The sequence below is a fragment of the Pseudomonas sp. PDM30 genome, assembly GCF_019218985.1.
Lineage (GTDB): Bacteria > Pseudomonadota > Gammaproteobacteria > Pseudomonadales > Pseudomonadaceae > Aquipseudomonas > Aquipseudomonas jessenii.
On record NZ_JAHUWM010000004.1, the window covers coordinates 566,622 to 587,713 of the forward strand.

A 21,092-nucleotide genomic window follows, 5' to 3' on the forward strand; every position below is an offset into this window, starting at 1 on the left:
CATTCCTTGACGCTGCAGATACAGTAAAGTTAAACAACTTCGATCATCGAAGGGCTTTGGGTGTTCATTGCGACGTCGACTTCATGCCCGTTCCCATACATATCCCGAACAAACATCTTCACCGACAATTGATCATATCGAACTGTGGACTCTCCGCCCTTTCTGGCAAAGTGCATCAAAAAAGTTATTTTGCCTTGCTCATCATGGTAGGTCGCAATTTGATCGGCTGTTTCCCACAATGCCTCCGCGCCGTCATTAGACTTGAGCCCATTAAAATAGCCAACGGCGTAGTACCCGAGATAGTCAGGATGTTCACTGCGTGCCCGCAACACGCCGGTAATCGAGCAATCGACGAATTTTATATGCTGCTGGTCCACTAACAGGTCCAGGACATATCGATCAACCTTGGCAACGTTCTCTGTCGGCTTCCAGTTGGCGGACAGGTGTTTGACCCTGAACTGTTCTTTTCGATAGATCGGCGGTGGCACGGTCCTCAGGCTTATTTCACCGAATTCCGAGGTTTCTTCCGAATAGAACACCTCACCGTCCGAACGGGTAATGGCCGCAATCAGCTTGACGGGGTCGGGTGAGTTGCTGCTGACGTAGAACTCCTTGAGAAAGATGCCTTTCCCCCGCACAACCGGGCCATGCAGTTCACCCGTGTGAGGAAACGGCGCGTACGGCAAACTTCGCTCCAGCATGCACTTCCATACTGGTTCCTCGCCGTCTCGAATGGTGTCTATCGGCAGGGCTTTTCCGGAATAGGCATCCAGCAATTGAATGCTGTCGAGCTCGCTTTCGGAAATTCCAACTACCTTTTGCCCTTCGTCGACAGCTTGTACAACTACCATCAATCTCAACTGCTGGTATCCGTTGGCGTAAATTATGTTTCCGCCCGAAGTCGAGAAAACCTGAAGTCGTTTGAGATCTATCCACTCAGGAGAATCAGCCTCTTGAAAAGACTGGGGCGCCATCTCCGGGTCAGCAGGCATATAACCGTCGACAAGGAGATTGATATCTTTCAACTCATCGTCGACACCTGGAGCTATCGCAGCATTATTTCCAACAAACTTCACAGAAAAATCCTTTTTCATATGATATTTAACAATGACGGATATCAATGTATCCAGGGAGAAATAAGAAGATATGTCAAAACCTATCAACCCACAAAACAGAAAATTGTTACAGCCACAGTGCAAATAGTACAAAATATAACAGCAACAATCAGCGCCCATAAAAAAACCAGGCAACCATCAATTGCCCGGTTTCGTTATAACGCCAACAAACGTGCTTATATATTGATGCTTGTGAAATATTCTTTCAGCGCCCGGACTTCAGCGACATCCCCTTGTTGAATAAGTTGATCTATCCATCCTCGTACAAGAACCGCAGATGGACGGACAACCGGCAGATTCAAATGCTCCGGCAAGATTTCGTCACCCGTACTGACCAGTAATGCAAAGTGAATGACGTTCTCCAGTTCCCTGGTATTGCCCGGCCAACTGTGCCGTTCCAGCACAAGCTGCGCCGCTTCGCTGATCAGCGGCACTGGCAAGTCGAGACGCTGGCTGTAGATACCGAGGAAGTATTCGGCCAGCGGCAGGATGTCACCTGTGCGTTCGCGCAGTGCCGGCAACTCGAGTTGGCCTTCGCTGAGGTAGTGATAAAGGCGTTCATGGAATTTTCCGGCGGCAACCGCCTGGGCCAGATCGATGCTGGTGGCCGCCACCAGACGCACATCCACCGGGCTCGGCTGAAGGGCTCCGACGCGGGTGACTTCGTGGTTCTCCAGGGCAGCGAGCAATTTGGTCTGGATCGGCAGCGGCAGGTCGCCGATTTCGTCCAGGTACAGCGTGCCGCCATTGGCCGAACCGAACCACCCGGCGCGGCTGCTCGCCGAGCCGCTGTAGCTGCCCGCCGCATAGCCGAACAATTCGGCGTCGGCGTAGGTCGGGCTGATGGCGCCGCAATTGACCGACACGAACAACCCGCCGCGATCACTGGCACGGTGGATATGGCGGGCCAGCAACTCCTTGCCGGTGCCGGTTTCGCCACGGATAAGCACTGACACTGAACGCGTGGCCAGTTGCTCAAGGTCTTCACGTAATTGTCGTGAACGCGGATCGACAAACACCAGCGCCTTGGCGCGGATGCTCAGGGGACTTTTTTCCGCATCGGGAAAGGTCAGCAGCGGCTGGCCGAAGGTTTCAAAGCTCATGGCAGACTCCCGCCCAAAACCGCCGGGAGACGGGGGCGTTAAATAAAGAAAGTGTTCAAGCGCGGCGCAGGGCGTGGTGTTCCATGCGGTTTTGCAGTCGATAGAGGTAGGCAAAACCTTGCTCCCAACGCTGGTGACCGGACTTCACGTTGATGTGCCCTGCCCCCGCCAGAATCCCCGCCTCGGCGCCCCAGTTACGCGCCAGCTCCAGGGCCCGCGGTGCACTGACGGCGCTGTCGTTGTCGGAGCTGACAACTTGGCTGGGGAACGGCAGCAGATCCGTCGGTATCGGTGCGAAGTTGCGCAACGCCGGCGCGCAAGCCGGGCGTTCGACATCTGCCGGTGCGACGAGCAAGGCGCCGCGCACTTGACGCAAAAACTGCACGGGAGCACTCGCGGCCCAATGGGCGACGGTGATGCAACCCAGGCTGTGGGCAATGAGAATCACCGGCGTGCTGTCGGCGGCAATCGCCTCGGCTAGCGCCGCAACCCAGTCTTCACGGCGCGGCGTCAACCAGTCGGCCTGTTCCACCCGTGCGCTATTCGGCAGGCTGTTCTGCCAGTGGCTTTGCCAATGATCTTCTGGCGATCCTTGCCAGCCCGGCACAATCAGGTAGCGAATTGATTCGTTGCGCATGGGGGAGCTCTCCTGCTGCGTGTCTGTTCCAGGTCGAGTATAGGGAGAGGATTTATATTCGTTAAGGAATAAGAAGCTATTTATTAAGATCTATATCGAATATAAAACACTTATCCTAGTGGGAGCGAGCTTGCTCGCGATAGGGTCCGGACATTCAACATCGATGTCGTTTGATCCACCGCCATCGCGAGCAAGCTCGCTCCCACAGGGGTACCGCGGCGTTGCGAAAATCGAGGCATAAAAAAAGGGCCGCACCCTGCCAAGGAGACGGCCCCGGAAAACGAAAATCCGTTAACGCGCAGTAATCACCGACAACCTGGTAATCCCTGCCCGTTCAATCGACGCCATGGCCCGTGCCACTTCGCCGTAATTCACCCCATCGTCCGCCTGCAACTGCACGCGCACCTCGGGGTCCTTGGCCTTCGCCGACTTGAGGTTGAACTCCAGCAAGTCCGGCTGTATCTCGTCCTTGTTGATAAACAGTTTGCCGGCACCGTCGATGCTCACCACCAACGGGTCTTTCTGCTCCACCGGCGCCACCGCTTCGGTCTTGGGCAGGTTGATCGGAATGGCGTTGGTCAGCAGCGGTGCGGTGACGATGAACACCACCAGCAACACCAGCATCACATCCACCAGCGGCGTCACGTTGATCTCACTGAGCACCTCATCGGTGTCTTGCGTGGAGAAGGCCATATCAGGACGCCTCCTTCACTTTCTGCACGCTGCCCTGGGCCGCCACTTTGTGCGCCGTCGGGTGGATCAGCACACGGAACGAACTCTTCTGCGCCAGGCTGTAGAAGTCGTGGGCGAAGTCATCCAGGTCCGCCGCCGTCAGTTTCAAACGACGCAAAAAATAGTTGTAAACCAGCACCGCCGGCACCGCGACGGCGATCCCTACGCCGGTGGCGACCAGTGCCGCACCAATCGGCCCGGCGACCGTTTCAAGGCTTGCCGAGCCCGCCGCGCTGATGCCTTTCAACGCTTCCATGATTCCCCACACCGTGCCGAACAGACCAATGAACGGCGAGGTGCTGCCAATGCTCGCGAGTACCGCCAACCCGGTTTCCAGCGACCGGCGCTCGCGCACGATCTGCTGTCGCAAGGCACGCTCCAGACGATCCTGATGATTGATCGCCTGGCTCAGGTCCGCCGCCTGCGGCGCCTCGCCCACCTGGATGGCCGCATAACCGGCCTGTGCAACCCGGGCTGCCGCTCCGGGCCGGGTTTCGCTCAGCTCGGCCGCCGAGTCGAGACTCGAAGCGGCCCAGAACTGTTGATGAAACTTTCGATCCTGTGCCTTGAGGCGACCGAACTGCACGCCCTTGAGCAATGCCAGACCCCAGGTCGCGACGGAAAAAACCACCAGCAGCCAGATCACCGCGCTTTCGATGGATTCAAGTGGAGATGCCAGTAACGTCATGATGTATTCCTCGTGTAAACGTTTCGCGCGAATTTGGTTTCGGTTTAATGAATTTTGAAATCGATGGGCACGCTGACCCAACCGTCCTGGGCGACATCACCCTGCTTGGCCGGCACGAAACTCCAGCGCTTCACCGCGTTCAGCGCTGCTTCGTCCAACGCCTCGCGGCCGCTGCTTTTCTGGATCTGGACCTCGCCGGGCTTGCCGCTGGCCAGCACATGCACGCGCAACAACACCGTGCCTTCCCAGCCACGACGCTGGGCCAGCGAGGGGTATTGCGGTGCCGGGTTTTTCAAATAGCCCGCGTTCGCTGAAGCAGGTGTCACGGGAGCTGGAGCCGGGGGAGCAGGTGGCGCAGGAGCCGCTACGGGCGCTGCCGGTTTCGGCGGCGCGGGTGGTTGCTCAACGGCCTTGGGCGCCGGTTTCGGTATCGGCTTGGCAACCGGTTTGGGCTTGGGAACCGGCTTCGGTGGCGGCGGCTTCACAGCCAGTTCGTCTTCCACGGGCGCAGGCGGCTCAACCACTGGCTGGACAGGTTGCGGTGGCGGCGGCTCGACCACCGGTGGCGCCGGACGCGAAAACTCGATGGTCATCGGCGGAATCTGCGGTGGCACGATGGGCAGCACGGTGGTCGGTTGCTGATTGACCCAATAGATCACCGCGCCATGCACCAGCAACGCCAGAAAGCCCAGCACGATCGTTTCCCGTCGGCGAAGGACGCCTTTTGGCGCGCGCTGCAAACGCAACTGACCCAAGGGCACCCGGTGCGGTCGGCCGAGGTCGACCAGCTCACCACCGGGTGCCTGGCGCCACAGCACTTCATGTGCACCGGCGGCGGTCTGGACATTGCCCATTGTTTAACTCCCTGCGGTCTCTTTGCGGATTACCGGAACGTCGTGCTGAACATCCCCCGACGACGTCCTGGTAGAGCAATCATTGGCTTGAACGCTTAGCTCTGAAAGTAATGTTTAAACTTATGTTTAGACCTTAAGCGAATATATAAAACCATCAACCCACCGCCAGAGCCCGCCGTTCAAGGGCTCCGGCGTAGTGGAAAAAAACCGATGCCTTGCCCGCATTGAAAGTATTCATCCAAGGCATGGTTTTTCGCCGTCAGAAGTCGTATCGACCGGTCACGCCCAGCGTCCGCGGTGTGCCGAGCAGGCCTTCATAACCTCCATTGGCGGCCGTCCACAGCGTCGTGTAGTAGGTTTTGTCGAAGGCGTTTTTCAGCCACAGCGAAACGTCCCACTGCCCCTGGTTGAAGTCGCCGCGAAGGCCGGTGGACAGGTTGACCACCGCATAACTCGGGATCTGCCCGAAGTCGGAATCTTCCACCGTGCCCACCGCTTTGGAGCGGAACGCATAGCTGGCGGTGACGTACTCTTCGAAGCCGTTGCTCAGGTTCCATTTGTATTCGCCATTGGCGTTGCCGATCCATTTCGAAGCACCGACCACTTGATGGCCGCTGAGGTCGCAGGACGCTGGAGCGCCCGGCGCCAGGCTGACTTCCGGCGGGCAAGGCGCGTCCTTGTAGGAGAGGTAGCTGACGTCGTTGTACGAGCCGTTGATGTTCAGCGTCAGGCCACGCAGCGGGATCAGGGTGCTTTCGAACTCCACGCCACGGGAGCGCACGGAGCCGGCGTTCGTCAGGTATTGCACGCGATTGACGGCGTCGTAGGCGTTGGTCTGATAGCCGTTGACCTGGGTCCAGAACAGGTTGGCATTGAGTTGCAGGCGACGGTCCCACAGGGTGCTCTTGAAACCGAGCTCGGCGTTATTGGCGCGCTCGGTGCCGATCAGCAGCGAGTCGGCGCCGGCAACCGCTGCCGTACCTACCGCCAGATTGACCCCGCCGGACTTTTCGCCATGGGACAAGGTGGCGTATGTGAGCAGGTCGTCGGTGATGCGGTAGCTGAGGTTCAACAGACCCGAAGGGCTGGAGCTGTACTGATTCAGATCGCCGGAATCGAAAGCGCCGGCACGACCGCGCCGTGCTGCGGCGGCCGCACCGGTTACCGCAACGCCACCGACCGGTGCCTCGCGCGTGACATTGGCGTTTTTCTCTTCATAGGTGCCACGTAGCCCGGCGGTGAAATCCAGGCGTTCGGTCAGGTGCCAGGTGCCTTGGGCGAACAGCGCAAAGCTGTTGGTTTCGATATGACCGTTGCCGACGCTGTCGATGTTGTTCAGCGCACCGTTAGGTGTACCGCTCCAGATGTCCGCTTGCGGTCCGTAGAAGGTGAAGGATTTGTTGTCCAGGTCGGAACCGAAGTAGTAGGCGCCGAGCACGTAATCGAAGAATCCACCGGTAGGCGACGCCAGGCGAAACTCCTGAGAGTACTGCTTATCCTCCACCGAAACGCCAGCGTTGTGGAAGGCGGATACGTTCAGACCATCATCGTTGCGCGGGGTGAAATTCCACCAGCGATAGGAGCTGATAGAGGTCAAGGTGAAGTCGCTTGGCAGCGTCCAGTTGGCCTCGACCGAAGTACCGCCCTGATGCACGGTGACGTGCTGTTCGTTGTTCAGGTTGACCTTGCGGTGCGTGCCGTCGACCAGTGTCGCGCCCGCTGCGTTGGCCCGGGTCTGATACAGGTTGGTGCCATTGATGGTTGGGCCGGTGTTGTACAACACACGTGTGCCGGCGCTGGAGTCTTCCTCGTTGTAGTCGCCGATCCAGCGCAAGTTGAACGACTCGTTAGGCTTGAACAGCAACTGCCCACGGAAGCCTTCGCGGGAGCCACCGTTCAAATCGTGGCCGTCGAATTCATTCTTGATGTCACCGTCGCTGCGGGTGCGATACGCGGAAAAACGTCCCGCCAGTTCGTCATTCAGCGGGCCGGAAATCGTGCCCTTGGTCTGGAAGTAGCCATCCTCGCCCACCGAAGATTCGATGCTGCGTTCAGGGGTAAAGGTCGGCGCGCGGGTGCTGATGTTGATCACGCCGGCGGTGGTGTTCTTGCCGAACAAGGTGCCCTGCGGACCGCGCAGCACTTCGAGCTGCTCGATGTCCATCAGGTCGAATACGGCCATGCCGGGGCGGCCGAGGTAAACGTTGTCGATGTACAGGCCGACACTGCCTTCCAGGCCATCGCTGGCCGGGTTGTTGCCCAGGCCACGGATCGACACGCTGGATTGGCGCGCATGCATGTAGGCGACGTTGACGCTCGGCACCAGTTGCTGCAGATCCTGGATGCGATAGACCCGCTGGGTTTCCAGAGTCTGGCCGCTGACCACGCTCATCGGCGTCGGCACATCCTGAGAACTTTCTTCGCGGCGGCGAGTGGTGACCGTCACGGTTTCCAATTGCGCGCTGTCGGCCGTGGCGGCCTTGGCCGGAATGGATTCCGGGGTGGCGCTGTCGGCTGCATAGCCTTGGGTCCAACCGGCGCTGCCTGCCAGCAACAAGGCCAGTGGCAGGCGTTTGAGCCGTTGGGGTGAAGAGGTTGAAGCGAGGTGCAACGGACTCATAAGACGGGGTTCCCGATCAAAGTAAATGCTTTGTTGCTTGCCAGGCCGCCATCGCGAGCAAGCTCGCTCCCACACTGATCCTGTGAACTCCGAAGATCCCCTGTGGGAGCGAGCTTGCTCGCGATAGCGTCAGTTCAGACGCCGTCGATATCCGGCCCTTTCACGGTCTGGCTGACCTGCCCATTCACACCCACCGGCACTTCCCCCTTGAGCGTCACCCGGCGCACGATGCGATCCTGGGTCCCGTAGTCATCCACCGCGTAATGCTGGGTGGAGCGGTTGTCCCAGATCGCCACATCACCGGCCCTCCAGCGCCAGCGCACGATGTTTTCCTGGCGGATCACATGGCTCTGCAACAGACCGAACAGGTGCGCCGAATCGGCCTGGGAATAACCCTTGATGCGTTTGACGAAATGCCCCAGCAGCAGGCTTTTCTCGCCGCTGATCGGGTGCACGCGAACCACCGGGTGTTCGGTCTCGTACACGGTCGAAGTGAAAATCTTGCGATAGCGCTCCAGCTTCTCGGCCGAGACGTCAGGCCTGGTGCCGGCGTAGTCGTATTCGTTGCTGTGCACGGCGACCAGCTTGTCGGCCAGCTCACGCAGCTCCACCGACAACCCGTCATAGGCAGTGGCGGTGTTGGCCCACAGGGTGTCGCCGCCGAAAGCCGGGGCCACCACCGAGCGCAGGATCGAGGCTTTTGGGTAGGCTTCGACGAAGGTCACGTCGGTGTGCCAGGAGCTGGCACGCTGGCCCTCGGCACCGTCCAGCTCCAGCAGAAAGCGCGTGCCTTCGCGCACCGGTACGGTCGGGTGCGCCACCGGTTCGCCAAGCAGATGGGCGAACGCCTCCTGGCGTTGGTCGTCGAGCTGGGTCTGCTCGCGGAAGAAGATCACTTTGTATTGCAGCAGTGCCTGTTGAATGGCTTCAACAGTGGCGGCATCCAGCTCGCCCGAAAGCTGTACGCCACGGATTTCGGCACCGATGCGACCGGCCACCGGATGGATTTCAAGCGCGTGAACAGCGGGTTGTACTGCGAAAGCGGCATTGCTCATGGGTAGACCCTCATCAGACTGCTTGCGGTTGAACCGGCCGCGAAACACTGCTCTATCTATATTCTATTTAGATCTAATAGATATCACCATGCTTCGTTGACGGAATAAGAGGTTGCATTTAAAACCTCAGTCAACCCTCGTCGCAAATGCCTTCGAGCTATTTTTAGGATGCCGGAAAAGCATATGGATCTTCGCCAGTTGCGTTACTTCATCGCCCTCGACGAACACCGCAGTTTCGTGCGCGCGGCCGAGGCCATGGGCATTACCCAGCCGGCCTTCAGCCGCAGCATTCAGGGGCTGGAGCAGGAGTTCGGCTGCGTCCTGGTGGACCGTGGCAACAAGGATCTGCGCCCCACCCCCGAAGGCCTGGTGGTGCTGCAACATGCCCGCAGCCTGGTGCAGGGTGCTGCGCTGCTCAGCTGCGAAGTGACGCAGATGACCAAGCTCGATGCCGGTGAACTGCGCTTCGGTTGCGGCCCGGCACCGGCGGTGAAACTGGTACCGGATGCGGTGGCGCAGTTCATCAACGCGCACCCGAAAGTGCGCACCTGTTTCGAGGTGGATAACTGGGAGAAACTCAGCCGCGCCCTGAGCCGTGAAGAGATCGAATTCTTCATCGCCGACATCCGCCATTTCGAGTCCGATCCGAACTTCCAGACCCAGGCTCTGACGCCCAAGCGCGGCGTGTTTTTCTGCCGGCCAGGGCATCCACTGCTGGCCAAGGAGAGCCTGTCGACCAACGACATGTTCGATTACCCGCTGGCGACTACGAAGATCCCGCCGGGCATTCGCAAACTGCTGGCGAACCTCAGTGGCCGGGTGGATTTTTCACCGACCATCGAGACCGAACATTTTCCGGCGCTGGTGAAAGTGGTGCTGCAATCCAATGCCATCGGCGTGGGGACTGAAGAAGCGTTTGTTGAAGACATTGCCCAGGGCTCGCTGGTGCTGCTGCACTGGCGCAACCTGCCGCAGAACATAGAGAGCATGAACGCACGGTGCGGGATCGTCAGCCGCACCGGGTTCCGGTTGTCACCGGCGGCGCGGGCGATGATCGAAACGTTGGTGGCGGTGGACAGGCAGCAGATGCCTGTTGCGGTTTAGGGCCTCATCGCGAGCAAGCTCGCTCCCACAGGGGATCTCCAGTGTTCACACGGTCAGTGTGGGAGCGAGCTTGCTCGCGATGAGGCCAATGAATTCACTAAAGATTCAGAGCTTCGCCGCAGCCAACTCCGGCGCCACCCAATCACTGACCTTGAACGACTTGCGAATCAGCTTCTGCTGCGAAGCCAGATCCACGGCATCCTGCAATTTGCCGAGGAACACCGGGTCAAGCGTCGAGGGGAACACCTCGCTCAGTTTCTGATCCTTCAGGTCCTGCGTGAGGATCACCGCCGGATAACTCGCCAACCCCGACACCAACTGAATGTAGGCGTCCTTGTTGCTGTCCTGGGTCAGCCACTCCACGGCCTGCTGTTGGGCCTTGAGCAATTTCGCCACCGCCTCCGGATGCGCATCGACAAACTTTCCAGTCCCTATCAGCACCGCCTGCACGCTGCCCGCACCGCCCAGGTCCTTGGTATTTAGCGGTAACTCGGCCAGCCCCTTGGCTTGCAACGCCGTCAGCCCGGAACCGCCCCACGAGGCATCGATCTGCTTCGCCGCCAGCGCCGCGACCGCCGCGTTGAAGTCGAGGTTGATGACTTTCACATCCTTCTCGCTCAACCCCTGGCTAGCCAGCGCCGCGTCAAAGGACAGCTGGCTGGCGGTGCCACGGAAGATGGCCACGCGTTTGCCCTTGAGGTCCTGCAGGGTCTTGATCCCTGAACCCGGCACCACGCCGAGGTAATGCTTCACCCCGCGCGCCGAGGCGCTGAGCAGTCGCGTATCCAGACCATTGGACTTGCCGATGATGGCCGCCAGATCGCCGAGGTAGGCCAGGTCCACTTGACCGTTGGCGAACGCCTCGTTGATCACCGGGCCTGCGCCCTTGAAGAAGCTCCACTGAATCTTGATGCCTTGATCGGCGAAAGCCTTTTCGAAGATCTGTTGATCACGCAGCACATCCACGACCCCGCCACCACTGTGCTGGGTACCGGCACTGAGGTCCGGCACGGCGATGCGGATTTCCTTGAGTTCACCAGCGGTGGCCGTGAAAGCCAGCAGACCCGCCAAGGCCGGTGCGGCGAACAGACTGATGACACGCTTGAAGGGAAGGTTCATGGGTGCGGCTCCTTGAGGCAACGGGCGTTGAGGAGTCGAAAGTAGGCCCAAGTAGAACCAACATTTAAATACTATAAATTCACATTTTTAGACTATTTGGATCTATATCAACGCCTGCGGACCTCTCCGTGGCGTATGCCTTGGCAGCATCAAAAATATTCTTCGAATGCATTGGATGCAGTGGCTTATGGAGGCCTTAAATGGTTTCGCTTATCTCTCAATAGCATTGATTTTAATTTTTATAGATCAATTTTGCATACGCCTTGGACCCTGTGGGAGCGGGCTTGCTCGCGATAGCGGTGTGTCATCCAGCACATGAGTCGCCTGACATGCCCTCATCGCGAGCAAGCTCGCTCCCACAAAAAAGCAGGCCTGTATTGCAACCCGACAACGGAGGTCACCCATGGCCCGTGTTTCCCTTCTGAGCCTACCGCTGGCCGCGCCGTCACTTAAAAACAGGCAACGCTGGCCAAGCCTGGGCCATCGTTTTTTGCCCTGGTTGTTGCCCACTGCCCTTTTCACGCTCTGGTGGCTCGCCAGCCGCAATCACTGGATGAGCGAGCAGATCCTGCCGGCGCCGAGCCTGGTCTGGAGCAGCGCACTGGAACTGTCCCAAGGCGAGTTGTGGAGCCATTTGTGGATCAGCCTGCAACGCTTGTTCTGGGGGCTGCTGGCAGGGATCAGCGCAGGTGCGGTTTTGGGTGCCGCACTGGGCTTCAGTCGTCGACTGGAGCGTCTTGTATTTCCAACCTTCGCCGGGTTGGCGCAAGTTCCGACCCTGGCCTGGATTCCATTGTTCATGGTGTTTTTCGGCATTGGCGAAGTGCTGAAACTGGTGGTGCTGATCAAGGCCATCGTGGTGCCGGTGACCCTGCACACACTGGTCGGTGTGCGCGATGCACAACCAAAACTGCGCGAAGCCGCCGCCGTGTTGCGCCTGCCCAGGCACCTGTTGATCCGACGCCTGGTGCTGCCTGCCGCACTGCCGGCATTCATGGCCGGTGTGCGCCTCGCGCTGGCTGCCGGCTGGACTTCGCTGCTCGCTGTCGAACTGCTCGCGTCCAGCGAAGGCATCGGTTACCTGATGGTCTGGGCACGACAGTTGTTCATGCTCGACATCGTATTCGTGTGCATTGTGGTGATCGGTTTGATCGGTGTGGCGATGGATCGCGGCATCGGTTTGCTGGACAGGAAACTGGTGCACTGGCCGCACCCGGCCACGGCCGAAATCCGTCGCGGGCCGCGTTATCAAGGCTGGCAACGCCTGCAACCGTGGCTGCTGCCACTGGCGCTTCTGGCGTTGTGGCAACTGACCTCGGATCAGCAATGGATCGACGCAAACATTCTGGTCAGCCCGCTGGCCGTCCTGCAGACCACTCGGGATGGTTTGCTCGACGGCACATTGCTTGGTGGCATGGCCCTGAGCCTGGGCCGAACCCTTGGCGGGTTGCTGCTCGGTGGCGGGCTCGGGTTTGCCTTGGGGTTGCTGCTGGGGTTGTCGCGCACCAGTGAACGCGTGCTCGGCCCAACCCTCGCCGCCATCCGTCAGATCGCCATATTCGCCTGGGTGCCGCTGCTCACCGCGTGGTTCGGCCTGGGGGAATTGGCCAAGTGGGTGTTCGTTGCCCTCGCCGCCTTTTTCCCGCTGTTTATCGCCACCCAACGCAGCGTCGCCCACCTCTCGCCGCAACTGAACGAGGCCGCGCAGGTGTTGCGCCTGAGTCTGCGTCAGCGCCTGGTTCGACTGGTACTACCGGGCGCGGCGCCAGGGATTTTTGCAGGGCTTCGGCTGAGCCTTATCTACGCCTGGCTCGGCACCATTGGCGCTGAATACTTCATGCCGTCCAACGGCGGCATCGGCAGCCAGATGATCGGCGCCCAGCAACTGCTGCGCATGGACCTGATCATGGCCGGCATGCTGCTGGTGGGCCTGACCGGCGCCCTGCTCAACCTCATTGGCCAACGCCTGGAAATCCGCGTCACTCGCTGGAGACACGCATGAACGCACCGATTGTCAGCTTCAATCACGTGGGCAAAACCTTCGACGTCGACGGCTTCACACTTGAGGCCATTCGCGAATTCAACCTGGACATCGCCGAGGGCGAGTTCGTCGCCATTGTCGGCTCCAGCGGTTGCGGCAAATCCACTTTGCTGCGGCTGCTGGTGGGCCTCGATACGCAGTTTCGCGGGCGAATCAGCGTGGACGGAAAAGCCGTCACCGGCATCGGCGGCGAGCGCGGCATCGTCTTTCAGGAACACCGCTTGTTCCCGTGGCTGAGCGTGGCCGACAACATCGGCCTGGGCCTGGTCAACGAGCCATTGAGCGCTGCGCAAAAGCACAGGCGCATCCATGATTTCATCGAACTGGTGGGCCTGGGCGACTTCGCCCGCGCCTATCCGCACCAGCTCTCCGGCGGCATGGCCCAGCGCGTGGCCATTGCTCGCGGCCTGGTGGCCAGCCCACGGATTCTGCTGCTGGATGAGCCCTTCGGCGCCCTCGATGCACTGACCCGCCAGCAGATGCAGGACGAATTGTTGGCGATCCGCGCCCGGGCAAAAATCACCACCGTGCTGGTCACCCACGATGTCGAGGAAGCGATCTTCCTCGCCGACCGTGTCGTGGTGATGGAGCCGCGTCCGGGGCGGATCAAACAAGTGGTCGACATTGCCCTGCCCCATCCGCGCCAGCGCAGCAGTTTCGACTTCCACCAGTTACGCGAGGAACTGCTTCACGAACTCACCAGAAACGATCACTACCAGCCCCCCGTGCCGGTGCAGGTCCGCGATTTGCCGTTGTCCTTCATTGCCTACTGAAAAAGGAAATTCTTGATGCCGCAACGTCCCAACTTTCTAGTGATCCTGGCCGATGACCTGGGCTTTTCCGACATCGGCGCCTTCGGTGGCGAAATCAACACGCCGAACCTCGATGCATTGGCCAACAATGGCCTGCGCCTGACCGACTTCCACACCGCGCCGACCTGCTCGCCGACCCGTTCGATGTTGCTCACCGGTACCGACCACCACATCGCCGGCATCGGCACCATGGCCGAAGCACTGACCCCGGACCTGATCGGCAAACCGGGTTACGAAGGACACCTGAACGACCGCGTGGTCGCCCTGCCCGAGCTGCTGCGCGAGGCCGGTTACCAGACCTTGATGAGCGGCAAATGGCACCTGGGCCTGACCGCAGAACTGGCGCCTCACGCCCGGGGTTTCGAGCGTTCGTTTTCGCTGTTGCCCGGCGCGGCCAACCATTACGGCTTCGAGCCGACCTACGATGAAACGACGCCACGGCTGCTGAAATCCACCCCGGCGCTTTACATCGAAGACGACCACTTCATCGATGAGCTGCCGAAGGATTTTTATTCCTCCGATGCCTTTGGCGACAAGCTGCTGCATTACCTCAAGGAGCGCGACCAGACCCGGCCTTTCTTCGCCTACCTGCCGTTTTCCGCGCCCCACTGGCCGCTGCAGGCGCCGGCCGAGGTGGTGGAAAAATACCGCGGGCGCTATGACGCCGGCCCTGAAGTACTGCGACTAGAGCGTCTGGAAAAACTCAAAAAGCTGGGGCTGATCGAGGCCGATGTCGAGCCGCATCCATTGATCCAGTTGACTGCACAATGGGATGCCCTGAACGACGAGCAACGGCAGATCTCCGCGCGGGCCATGGAGGTTTATGCGGCGATGGTCGAGCGCATGGACTGGAACATCGGGCGGGTCGTCGATTACTTGCGCCAGCAAGGGCAACTGGACAACACCTTCATCCTGTTCATGTCCGATAACGGTGCCGAAGGGGCGTTGCTGGAGGCCTTTCCGAAATTCGGCCCGCAGTTGCTGACCTATCTCAACCAGCATTACGACAACAGACTGGACAACATCGGTCGCGCCAACTCCTACGTCTGGTACGGGCCGAACTGGGCGCAAGTGGCGACCGCGCCGTCGCGGCTGTTCAAAGCCTTCACGACCGAAGGCGGGATACGTGTTCCGGCGCTGGTGCACTACCCGCAATTGCCGCTCAAGGGCCAGATCAGCCATGGGTTTGGCACGGTGATGGACATCACGCCGACCATTCTTGATCTGGCCGGCGTGCGTCATCCAGGCAAGCAGTGGCACGGCAAACCCGTGGCGGAAGTTCGAGGCAAGTCGTGGCTTGGGTTCTTGTCGGGCGAGACGGCGCAAGTGCATGACGAGCACACCGTCACCGGTTGGGAATTGTTCGGACGACGGGCGATTCGGCAAGGGCAATGGAAGGCGGTCTACATCCCGGGACCGGTGGGGCCGGCGACCTGGCAGTTGTATGACCTGGGCAATGATCCGGGGGAGATTCATGACCTGGCGTCGAGCCAACCGCAGAAGCTCAGTGCCTTGATCGAACATTGGCAGCGGTATGTGGATGAGACAGGGGTGATCTTGAGTGAGTCGCCGTTTCAGCCGGATTGATATTGCCTGATGCACCGCATTCGCGAGCAAGCTCGCTCCCACACTGGCCGATGTGATGCAAAGATCGCATTCACACCGACACACCCTGTGGGAGCGAGCTTGCTCGCGATGAGGCCTTAACAAACAACCATCAAGCCCGAGCCGTACGCACCTTATCCCCGACCAATTCGTCCTTGCGCTCAAACCGGTTGGCCCGTGCAAACGTACCGAAATCATTGAACCGCACGCCCATCTCGCGCATCACCTTGTGCCCCACCGGCACGGTGAGCTGCCGGATGTAGAACGGTTCCTTCACCACAAAGTGATGAATCCCGTGGCTGCTGCCGAAGTTGAAGCAGAACGCCTGCAACGGCCACAGCCACCACGCGTTCAGCACTTGCGTCTGCTGCATCACGTTGCCCGGCTCCACGTCACCGTAGTAGTGCATGTTCGAGCTGATGAAGTGCAGGCAGAACGTGCGCAACACGTTCGGGCCGATGATCACCACTGCCGCGATGTCGATCACCTGCATCACCGACAACGTGGTCGCCGACCACTCGATCGGTGCACCCATCAGATGTGCAACGCCGTTCGCTGCGTGGAAACCGAGAAACACGTACCAGGCGCCCCAATGCATCAGCGCCAGCGGTGCGTAGACCTTCAGGGTGCGCTGGACGATGCTGATCTTTTGCGCCCAGGTCTTGGCCCGCAGCATGCGGATGAACGACGACATCATGTTGTCGCCAATCATCAAGAATCGCGCGATGCCCCATGGTTCGCCGTTGGTAATGGCGCGTTCTTCCATATCGGTTTCAGAGCCCGACACCTTGTGGTGATTGAGGTGCAGATGGCGGCGAATCCACGGATTGATAGTGCTCGGCCGCGCCAGCCACACCAGCCCCATCATCAGGTTGTGCGGCACCTTCTGCTTGCGGAAGTACATGCTGTGGATCAGGTCGTGCTCCAGCTCATGGGTCAACGAGGCAAAAAACGCGTTGAGCAGCAGGCACGCCCACCACGCCATGTGCCCGCTCATGTAGAGCGCCGCTGAGCCGACCATACCAGCGATGGCGAAGGCCAGAATGCCTGCGCCGAGGGCGTCCTGATGCTTGAGAATCGGGTATTGCTCGCGCAGCTCGACGCCTCTGGCCAGCACCACTTCGCGGATATGGGCCGATCGTTGGGCTGCATTCAGTCGTTGGGGGCTTGCAGAAGTACCGCTCATGCTTCCATCCTCTGGTTATTGATGGTTGCATCCTGCCTTGGAAACCTCTGCAAGGCGGTAGCCGAGAACGCCAACCTGTTGACCGGAAGCGCCAATCAGCATGACTGAACCGACCTCCCTCGCCAGCTGGACCCGCGCCCTGCGCAAGCAACTCGATGCCCTGGGCATCGACAGCACCGCCCTGTGCCAGCAAGCGGGGCTCGACCCGCAACTGATGGACGACCCGAACGCGCGCTATCCGCTGTCGGGCACCACGCACCTGTGGAATCTGGCGGTGCAGACCAGCGGTGACCCGGCGATCGGTTTGCGGGTTTCGCGTTTCGTCAGCCCGACCACCTTCCATGCGCTGGGTTATGCGCTGGTAGCCAGCGGCAGCCTGCGGGAAGTGTTCGAGCGCATCGTGCGTTATCACCAGGTGGTCAGTGACGCCCTGGAACTGGAACTGACCCGTGCCGAGGATCGCTACCGTTTCAGCCTGAAAATCCCGGCCGGTAACCCCGCCCCGGCCTTCGAAGCCATCGATGCGTTCATGGCGATTTACGTGCGCACCTGCCGCAATCGCCTGGGTCGCGACTACGCGCCACTGGCGACCTACCTGCGTCGCCCGGAGCCGACGGACGCGCACCAATGGCATAAGGTCTTCCGCTCGCCCATGTACTTCGGCGCCGACGAAGACCGGCTGGAGTTCGCCCTCGTCGACTTCGACAGCCACCTGGATGACGCCAACCCGGAACTGGCCGAACACAATGAAACCGTGCTCAAACGCACCCTGGCGCAACTCAAGCCGCTGACCTGGGAGCGCAAGGTTCGCGATGCCATTGAAGAACAACTGCCCGAAGGCGAACCCAGCGCCGAACACATCGCCAAGGCCCTGCACCTGAGCCTGCGCAGCCTGCAACGGCACCTGGCCGATGAAGGCTGCCGGTTCGACACGCTGCTCAACGAAAGCCGCGAAAACCTCGCCCTACTGCACCTGCGCGACCCGCAGGTGTCGCTGAGCGAAATCAGTTATCTGCTCGGATTTGCCGACACCAGCAGCTTCAGCCGCGCGTTCAAGCGCTGGACGGGGATGACGCCGGGGCAGTTTCGGGATGGGTTGCGATGAATGATCCGGATCCCCTGTGGGAGCGAGCTTGCTCGCGATAGCGGACGGTCAGTCGACACACCTGGAGACTGACACACCGTCATCGCGAGCAAGCTCGCTCCCACAATAGGCCTGCGTAAACAGTTAAATCGAGGCCAGCTCCCGCAATCGCTCGGCATCGAGGATTTCAATTTCGCCGTAACTCAGCCCGATGATCCCCTGCCCCTGCAACTCCTTGAGAATCTGGTTGGTGGTCTGGCGCGACAGCGACAACATTGAAGCAAGCTGCTCCTGGGGCAGTTGCAGGACGCGGCGCGCAGGAATGGTCTCGCCATAGCCTTCGGCGATCATCAACAAGCGGTGCGCCAGCCGTGCCGGGGCCGGCAACAGGCTCAGTTGTTCGAGGTTGATGAAGGTCATGCGCAACTTCTGGCTCATCAGCAATGCCAGTTGCCGCCAGTGCTGCGGATGCTCGTCGAGCAGCGCCAGCAAGGTGTTCTGGGGAATGTGCAGCAGCGTGCACTGGCCCACGCCGTACGCATCGTGGGTGCGTGGCTGGCCATCGAACAGGCAGATTTCGCCGAACCAGTGCGGCGGCTCCACCAGGCTCAGCAACGCTTCCTTGCCTTGCTCGCTGACGGCACCGACGCGCACCGCGCCTTCAAGCACCGCGTACAGGCCACAGGGCGGATCGCCACGCTTGAACAGCCGCTGGCCCGCAGACAAGCGCCGCAGCCTGGCCGCCGACAGCAGGCTATCCTGTAGGGAAACAGGCAAATGGCTGAACCACTGACCGCTCATCAGGCGTGGACGCCAGACCTGCATATCCATGAAAACTCCTAGAGATTGTCGCCTGGCTGACAGAGTGGGAAATGGCCCCGGGGCATGATCAATCACCCTACAGGAGAACAACAATGAAAAGCCTGGTCGACCACCTCAGTCAATACGCTGCCTACCACCGTGACCCGCGCAACATCGCCTCGCACTTTATCGGCATTCCGCTGATCGTGGTGGCCGTCGCGGTGTTGCTGTCCCGGCCGGAGTGGTCGCTGGGGGGCGTGTGGATCTCACCGGCGGTGCTCGTCTCGCTGGCATCGGCGTGGTTTTACCTGCGCCTGGAGTTGCGCCTGGGCATGTTGATGACTGTGTTGCTCGGGCTGTCCGTGTGGGCCGGTCATGCGCTGGCGCAGCAAAGCACGCTGGTCTGGCTGGGCAGCGGCGTGGCGATGTTCGTGATCGGTTGGGCGATTCAGTTTGTCGGCCATCACTACGAAGGGCGCAAACCAGCGTTCGTCGATGATGTGACGGGATTGATTGTCGGGCCGTTGTTTGTGGTGGCCGAACTGGCGTTCATGCTGGGGATGCGGCATGACCTGAAAGAGCAGATCGAGGCGCGGGCGGGTGGGGTACGAGTCAATCCGAAACGTGCCGCTGTTTAGATAGCAATCGCGAGCAAGCTCGCGATGCTTTTGCCTTAGATGTTTGCAACCTTCTGCCAAACCTTCGGCTTGAAGAACAGCGTCTCTCCCTTCGCCAATCCGATCAGGCTATCGTGATCCTTGACCACTTCGGCCTCGATCAGATCGCTCTGCCCTTCAACCTTCAGCGTCACCCGTGTTGTCGCGCCCAGCGGACGAATGTCCCGCACTTCCGCCGCGTGGTGGTCTTCCAGTTCATGGCGTGACAGCGACACTTCGTGCGGGCGGAACAGCACGTGCCTGTCTTCGCCCAGGTGCAGTCGGTTCGAATCACCGAGGAAGTGATAGACGAAATCGCTGGCCGGGTTTTCGTAGACGTCGCCCGGTGAGCCGATCTGCTCGATCACACCCTTGTTCATCACCACGATACGGTCGGCGACTTCCATCGCTTCTTCCTGGTCGTGGGTGACGAACACCGAGGTCAGGTTGATGTCTTCGTGCAACCGCGCCAGCCAGCGGCGCAGTTCCTTGCGAACCTTGGCGTCGAGGGCGCCGAAAGGTTCGTCGAGCAGCAGCACTTTCGGCTCCACCGCCAGGGCGCGGGCCAGTGCAATGCGCTGACGCTGGCCGCCGGAAAGTTGTTCCGGGTAGCGATCCGACAGCCAATCCAGCTGCACCATATTCAGCAGTTCGTGGACTTTGGTTGCGATCTGGCTTTCGCTCGGGCGCTGGTTCTTCGGCTTCATGCGCAGGCCGAACGCGACGTTGTCGAACACCGTCATGTGGCGGAACAGGGCGTAGTGCTGGAACACGAAACCGACGTTGCGATCACGCACGTCATGCCCGGAAACGTCTTCACCGTGGAACACAATGTTGCCCTGATCCGGAGTCTCCAGGCCGGCGATGATTCGCAGCAGCGTGGTCTTGCCGCAGCCCGACGGACCGAGCAACGCGACGAGTTCGCCGCTCTGGATGTCCAGGCTGATGTTGTCCAGCGCCTTGAACGCGTGGAAGTTCTTGCTGACATTACGCACTTCGATCGACATGAATTATTCCTCCGCGGCGCTGGCGCGCAGGCGGTTAATACGGTTTTCGCTCCACTGCTTGAGCAGCAGGATGAAGAGCGCCAGGATCAGCAACAGGCTCGCCACGGCGAACGCGGCCACGTGGTTGTATTCGTTGTAGAGGATCTCAACGTGCAACGGCAGGGTGTTGGTCACCCCGCGAATGTGCCCGGAAACCACCGACACCGCACCGAACTCCCCCATGGCCCGCGCGGTACACAACACCACGCCGTAGATCAGGCCCCATTTGATGTTGGGCACGGTGACGTGCCAGAACATCTGCCAGCCGTTGGCCCCGAGCAGGCGCGCGGCCTCCTCTTCCTGGGTACCTTGCTCCTGCATCAGCGGGATCAGTTCACGGGCCACGAACGGCACGGTGACGAAGATCGTCGCCAGCACGATGCCCGGCAGGGCGAAGACGATCTGGATGTCGTGGTCCTGCAACCATGGGCCGAACAGGCCTTGGGCGCCGAACATCAGCACATAGACCAGACCGGCGATCACCGGCGACACCGAGAACGGCAGGTCGATCAGTGTCACCAGCATGCTCTTGCCGCGGAACGAGTACTTGCTCACGCACCACGCGGCACTGACACCAAACACCAGGTTCAGCGGCACCGAAATCAACACGGCGATGACCGTGAGTTTCAGGGCCGACAGCGCGTCCGGCTCAAAGATCGCGGTGAAGAACGCCCCGAGGCCGAGCTTCAGGCCTTGGGACACCACGATGAACAGCGGCAGCAACAGGAACAGCGCAAAAATCAGCCAGCCAAGGCCGATCAGGATTCGCCGCGAGGTCGCGCTGCCACGGCGGGCAGCGTTCGAGGAAGCGGCAGCAATAGACGATTGGGACAT

Annotated in this window: 19 protein-coding genes; 6 read left to right on the forward strand and 13 right to left on the reverse strand. The window is 60.3% G+C overall.

Annotation, left to right across the window (positions count from 1 at the left end):
• Window positions 1-29 precede the first annotated feature (29 nt).
• The 8 genes from KW840_RS13110 to KW840_RS13145 all read right to left on the reverse strand — a co-directional run bounded on the left by KW840_RS13110 (window position 30) and on the right by KW840_RS13145 (window position 8,804).
• Window positions 30-1,076: a hypothetical protein gene (locus KW840_RS13110; protein ID WP_218495391.1), complete on the reverse strand. Its 1,047-nt coding sequence runs from the start codon at window positions 1,074-1,076 to the stop codon at window positions 30-32.
• A gap of 215 nt (window positions 1,077-1,291) precedes the next feature.
• On the reverse strand, window positions 1,292-2,218 hold the full coding sequence (locus tag KW840_RS13115) for a sigma 54-interacting transcriptional regulator (protein ID WP_057712498.1): 927 nt from the start codon (window positions 2,216-2,218) through the stop codon (window positions 1,292-1,294).
• A 55-nt stretch (window positions 2,219-2,273) separates the two neighbouring features.
• Entirely contained in the window at window positions 2,274-2,855 is a 582-nt protein-coding gene (locus KW840_RS13120) for an alpha/beta hydrolase (RefSeq protein WP_008045411.1), read from the reverse strand.
• A 291-nt stretch (window positions 2,856-3,146) separates the two neighbouring features.
• A complete protein-coding gene (locus KW840_RS13125) occupies window positions 3,147-3,548 on the reverse strand; it encodes a biopolymer transporter ExbD (RefSeq protein WP_008045412.1) in 402 nt (133 codons plus the stop codon).
• Window position 3,549: 1 nt separating this feature from the next.
• A complete protein-coding gene (locus tag KW840_RS13130) occupies window positions 3,550-4,275 on the reverse strand; it encodes a MotA/TolQ/ExbB proton channel family protein (protein ID WP_057712499.1) in 726 nt (241 codons plus the stop codon).
• Window positions 4,276-4,319: 44 nt separating this feature from the next.
• The gene (locus tag KW840_RS13135; protein ID WP_218495393.1) at window positions 4,320-5,129 is read right to left on the reverse strand and encodes an energy transducer TonB; all 810 of its coding nucleotides are present in this window, start codon (window positions 5,127-5,129) and stop codon (window positions 4,320-4,322) included.
• A gap of 259 nt (window positions 5,130-5,388) precedes the next feature.
• Window positions 5,389-7,749: a TonB-dependent receptor gene (locus KW840_RS13140; protein WP_218495395.1), complete on the reverse strand. Its 2,361-nt coding sequence runs from the start codon at window positions 7,747-7,749 to the stop codon at window positions 5,389-5,391.
• 134 nt (window positions 7,750-7,883) lie between these two features.
• On the reverse strand, window positions 7,884-8,804 hold the full coding sequence (locus KW840_RS13145) for a TauD/TfdA family dioxygenase (RefSeq protein ID WP_218495397.1): 921 nt from the start codon (window positions 8,802-8,804) through the stop codon (window positions 7,884-7,886).
• A 183-nt stretch (window positions 8,805-8,987) separates the two neighbouring features.
• Between KW840_RS13145 and KW840_RS13150 the strand changes: the two genes are divergently transcribed.
• The gene (locus KW840_RS13150; protein ID WP_218495399.1) at window positions 8,988-9,908 is read left to right on the forward strand and encodes a LysR family transcriptional regulator; all 921 of its coding nucleotides are present in this window, start codon (window positions 8,988-8,990) and stop codon (window positions 9,906-9,908) included.
• 105 nt (window positions 9,909-10,013) lie between these two features.
• On the opposite strand, the gene KW840_RS13155 is transcribed toward KW840_RS13150, so the two are convergent.
• Window positions 10,014-11,027: an ABC transporter substrate-binding protein gene (locus KW840_RS13155; RefSeq protein WP_218495424.1), complete on the reverse strand. Its 1,014-nt coding sequence runs from the start codon at window positions 11,025-11,027 to the stop codon at window positions 10,014-10,016.
• A 403-nt stretch (window positions 11,028-11,430) separates the two neighbouring features.
• On the opposite strand from KW840_RS13155, the gene KW840_RS13160 reads away from it, so the two are divergent.
• From KW840_RS13160 to KW840_RS13170, 3 genes are read left to right on the forward strand one after another with little or no spacing between them, the layout of a single operon-like run.
• Window positions 11,431-13,029 (forward strand): ABC transporter permease, encoded by a 1,599-nt coding sequence (locus KW840_RS13160; protein WP_218495435.1) that lies wholly within the window; start codon window positions 11,431-11,433, stop codon window positions 13,027-13,029.
• On the forward strand, window positions 13,026-13,841 hold the full coding sequence (locus KW840_RS13165; RefSeq protein WP_218495438.1) for an ABC transporter ATP-binding protein: 816 nt from the start codon (window positions 13,026-13,028) through the stop codon (window positions 13,839-13,841). Before KW840_RS13160 ends, KW840_RS13165 begins: the two co-directional genes overlap by 4 nt.
• Before the next feature lie 15 nt (window positions 13,842-13,856).
• Window positions 13,857-15,467: an arylsulfatase gene (locus KW840_RS13170; RefSeq protein WP_218495442.1), complete on the forward strand. Its 1,611-nt coding sequence runs from the start codon at window positions 13,857-13,859 to the stop codon at window positions 15,465-15,467.
• 130 nt (window positions 15,468-15,597) lie between these two features.
• On the opposite strand, the gene KW840_RS13175 is transcribed toward KW840_RS13170, so the two are convergent.
• A complete protein-coding gene (locus KW840_RS13175; RefSeq protein WP_218495445.1) occupies window positions 15,598-16,671 on the reverse strand; it encodes a fatty acid desaturase in 1,074 nt (357 codons plus the stop codon).
• A 100-nt stretch (window positions 16,672-16,771) separates the two neighbouring features.
• Here KW840_RS13175 and KW840_RS13180 point away from each other — a divergent pair, with 100 nt between their 5' ends.
• Window positions 16,772-17,776 (forward strand): AraC family transcriptional regulator, encoded by a 1,005-nt coding sequence (locus tag KW840_RS13180; RefSeq protein ID WP_057712509.1) that lies wholly within the window; start codon window positions 16,772-16,774, stop codon window positions 17,774-17,776.
• A gap of 123 nt (window positions 17,777-17,899) precedes the next feature.
• On the opposite strand, the gene KW840_RS13185 is transcribed toward KW840_RS13180, so the two are convergent.
• Entirely contained in the window at window positions 17,900-18,586 is a 687-nt protein-coding gene (locus KW840_RS13185; protein WP_218495454.1) for a Crp/Fnr family transcriptional regulator, read from the reverse strand.
• Window positions 18,587-18,669: 83 nt separating this feature from the next.
• Here KW840_RS13185 and KW840_RS13190 point away from each other — a divergent pair, with 83 nt between their 5' ends.
• Window positions 18,670-19,194 carry a DUF962 domain-containing protein gene (locus KW840_RS13190; protein WP_218495456.1) on the forward strand — a complete coding sequence of 175 codons (525 nt, stop codon included), beginning with the start codon at window positions 18,670-18,672 and terminating at the stop codon, window positions 19,192-19,194.
• 35 nt (window positions 19,195-19,229) lie between these two features.
• Here the strand turns inward: KW840_RS13190 and KW840_RS13195 are convergent, their stop codons facing one another.
• A complete protein-coding gene (locus tag KW840_RS13195) occupies window positions 19,230-20,219 on the reverse strand; it encodes a sulfate/molybdate ABC transporter ATP-binding protein (protein ID WP_090452434.1) in 990 nt (329 codons plus the stop codon).
• 3 nt (window positions 20,220-20,222) lie between these two features.
• Window positions 20,223-21,092 carry a sulfate ABC transporter permease subunit CysW gene (cysW, locus tag KW840_RS13200; RefSeq protein WP_007972954.1) on the reverse strand — a complete coding sequence of 290 codons (870 nt, stop codon included), beginning with the start codon at window positions 21,090-21,092 and terminating at the stop codon, window positions 20,223-20,225.

Coding starts and splice junctions, on each gene's coding strand:
- KW840_RS13115 (WP_057712498.1), bottom strand. CDS start 2,218: ATGAGCTTTGAAACCTTCGGCCAGCCGCTGCTGACCTTTCCCGATGCG.
- KW840_RS13140 (WP_218495395.1), bottom strand. CDS start 7,749: ATGAGTCCGTTGCACCTCGCTTCAACCTCTTCACCCCAACGGCTCAAA.
- KW840_RS13135 (WP_218495393.1), bottom strand. CDS start 5,129: ATGGGCAATGTCCAGACCGCCGCCGGTGCACATGAAGTGCTGTGGCGC.
- KW840_RS13170 (WP_218495442.1), top strand. CDS start 13,857: ATGCCGCAACGTCCCAACTTTCTAGTGATCCTGGCCGATGACCTGGGC.
- KW840_RS13120 (WP_008045411.1), bottom strand. CDS start 2,855: ATGCGCAACGAATCAATTCGCTACCTGATTGTGCCGGGCTGGCAAGGA.
- KW840_RS13130 (WP_057712499.1), bottom strand. CDS start 4,275: ATGACGTTACTGGCATCTCCACTTGAATCCATCGAAAGCGCGGTGATC.
- KW840_RS13195 (WP_090452434.1), bottom strand. CDS start 20,219: ATGTCGATCGAAGTGCGTAATGTCAGCAAGAACTTCCACGCGTTCAAG.
- KW840_RS13145 (WP_218495397.1), bottom strand. CDS start 8,804: ATGAGCAATGCCGCTTTCGCAGTACAACCCGCTGTTCACGCGCTTGAA.
- KW840_RS13150 (WP_218495399.1), top strand. CDS start 8,988: ATGGATCTTCGCCAGTTGCGTTACTTCATCGCCCTCGACGAACACCGC.
- KW840_RS13180 (WP_057712509.1), top strand. CDS start 16,772: ATGACTGAACCGACCTCCCTCGCCAGCTGGACCCGCGCCCTGCGCAAG.
- KW840_RS13155 (WP_218495424.1), bottom strand. CDS start 11,027: ATGAACCTTCCCTTCAAGCGTGTCATCAGTCTGTTCGCCGCACCGGCC.
- KW840_RS13125 (WP_008045412.1), bottom strand. CDS start 3,548: ATGGCCTTCTCCACGCAAGACACCGATGAGGTGCTCAGTGAGATCAAC.
- KW840_RS13165 (WP_218495438.1), top strand. CDS start 13,026: ATGAACGCACCGATTGTCAGCTTCAATCACGTGGGCAAAACCTTCGAC.
- KW840_RS13185 (WP_218495454.1), bottom strand. CDS start 18,586: ATGGATATGCAGGTCTGGCGTCCACGCCTGATGAGCGGTCAGTGGTTC.
- KW840_RS13175 (WP_218495445.1), bottom strand. CDS start 16,671: ATGAGCGGTACTTCTGCAAGCCCCCAACGACTGAATGCAGCCCAACGA.
- KW840_RS13190 (WP_218495456.1), top strand. CDS start 18,670: ATGAAAAGCCTGGTCGACCACCTCAGTCAATACGCTGCCTACCACCGT.
- KW840_RS13160 (WP_218495435.1), top strand. CDS start 11,431: ATGGCCCGTGTTTCCCTTCTGAGCCTACCGCTGGCCGCGCCGTCACTT.
- cysW (WP_007972954.1), bottom strand. CDS start 21,092: ATGTCCCAATCGTCTATTGCTGCCGCTTCCTCGAACGCTGCCCGCCGT.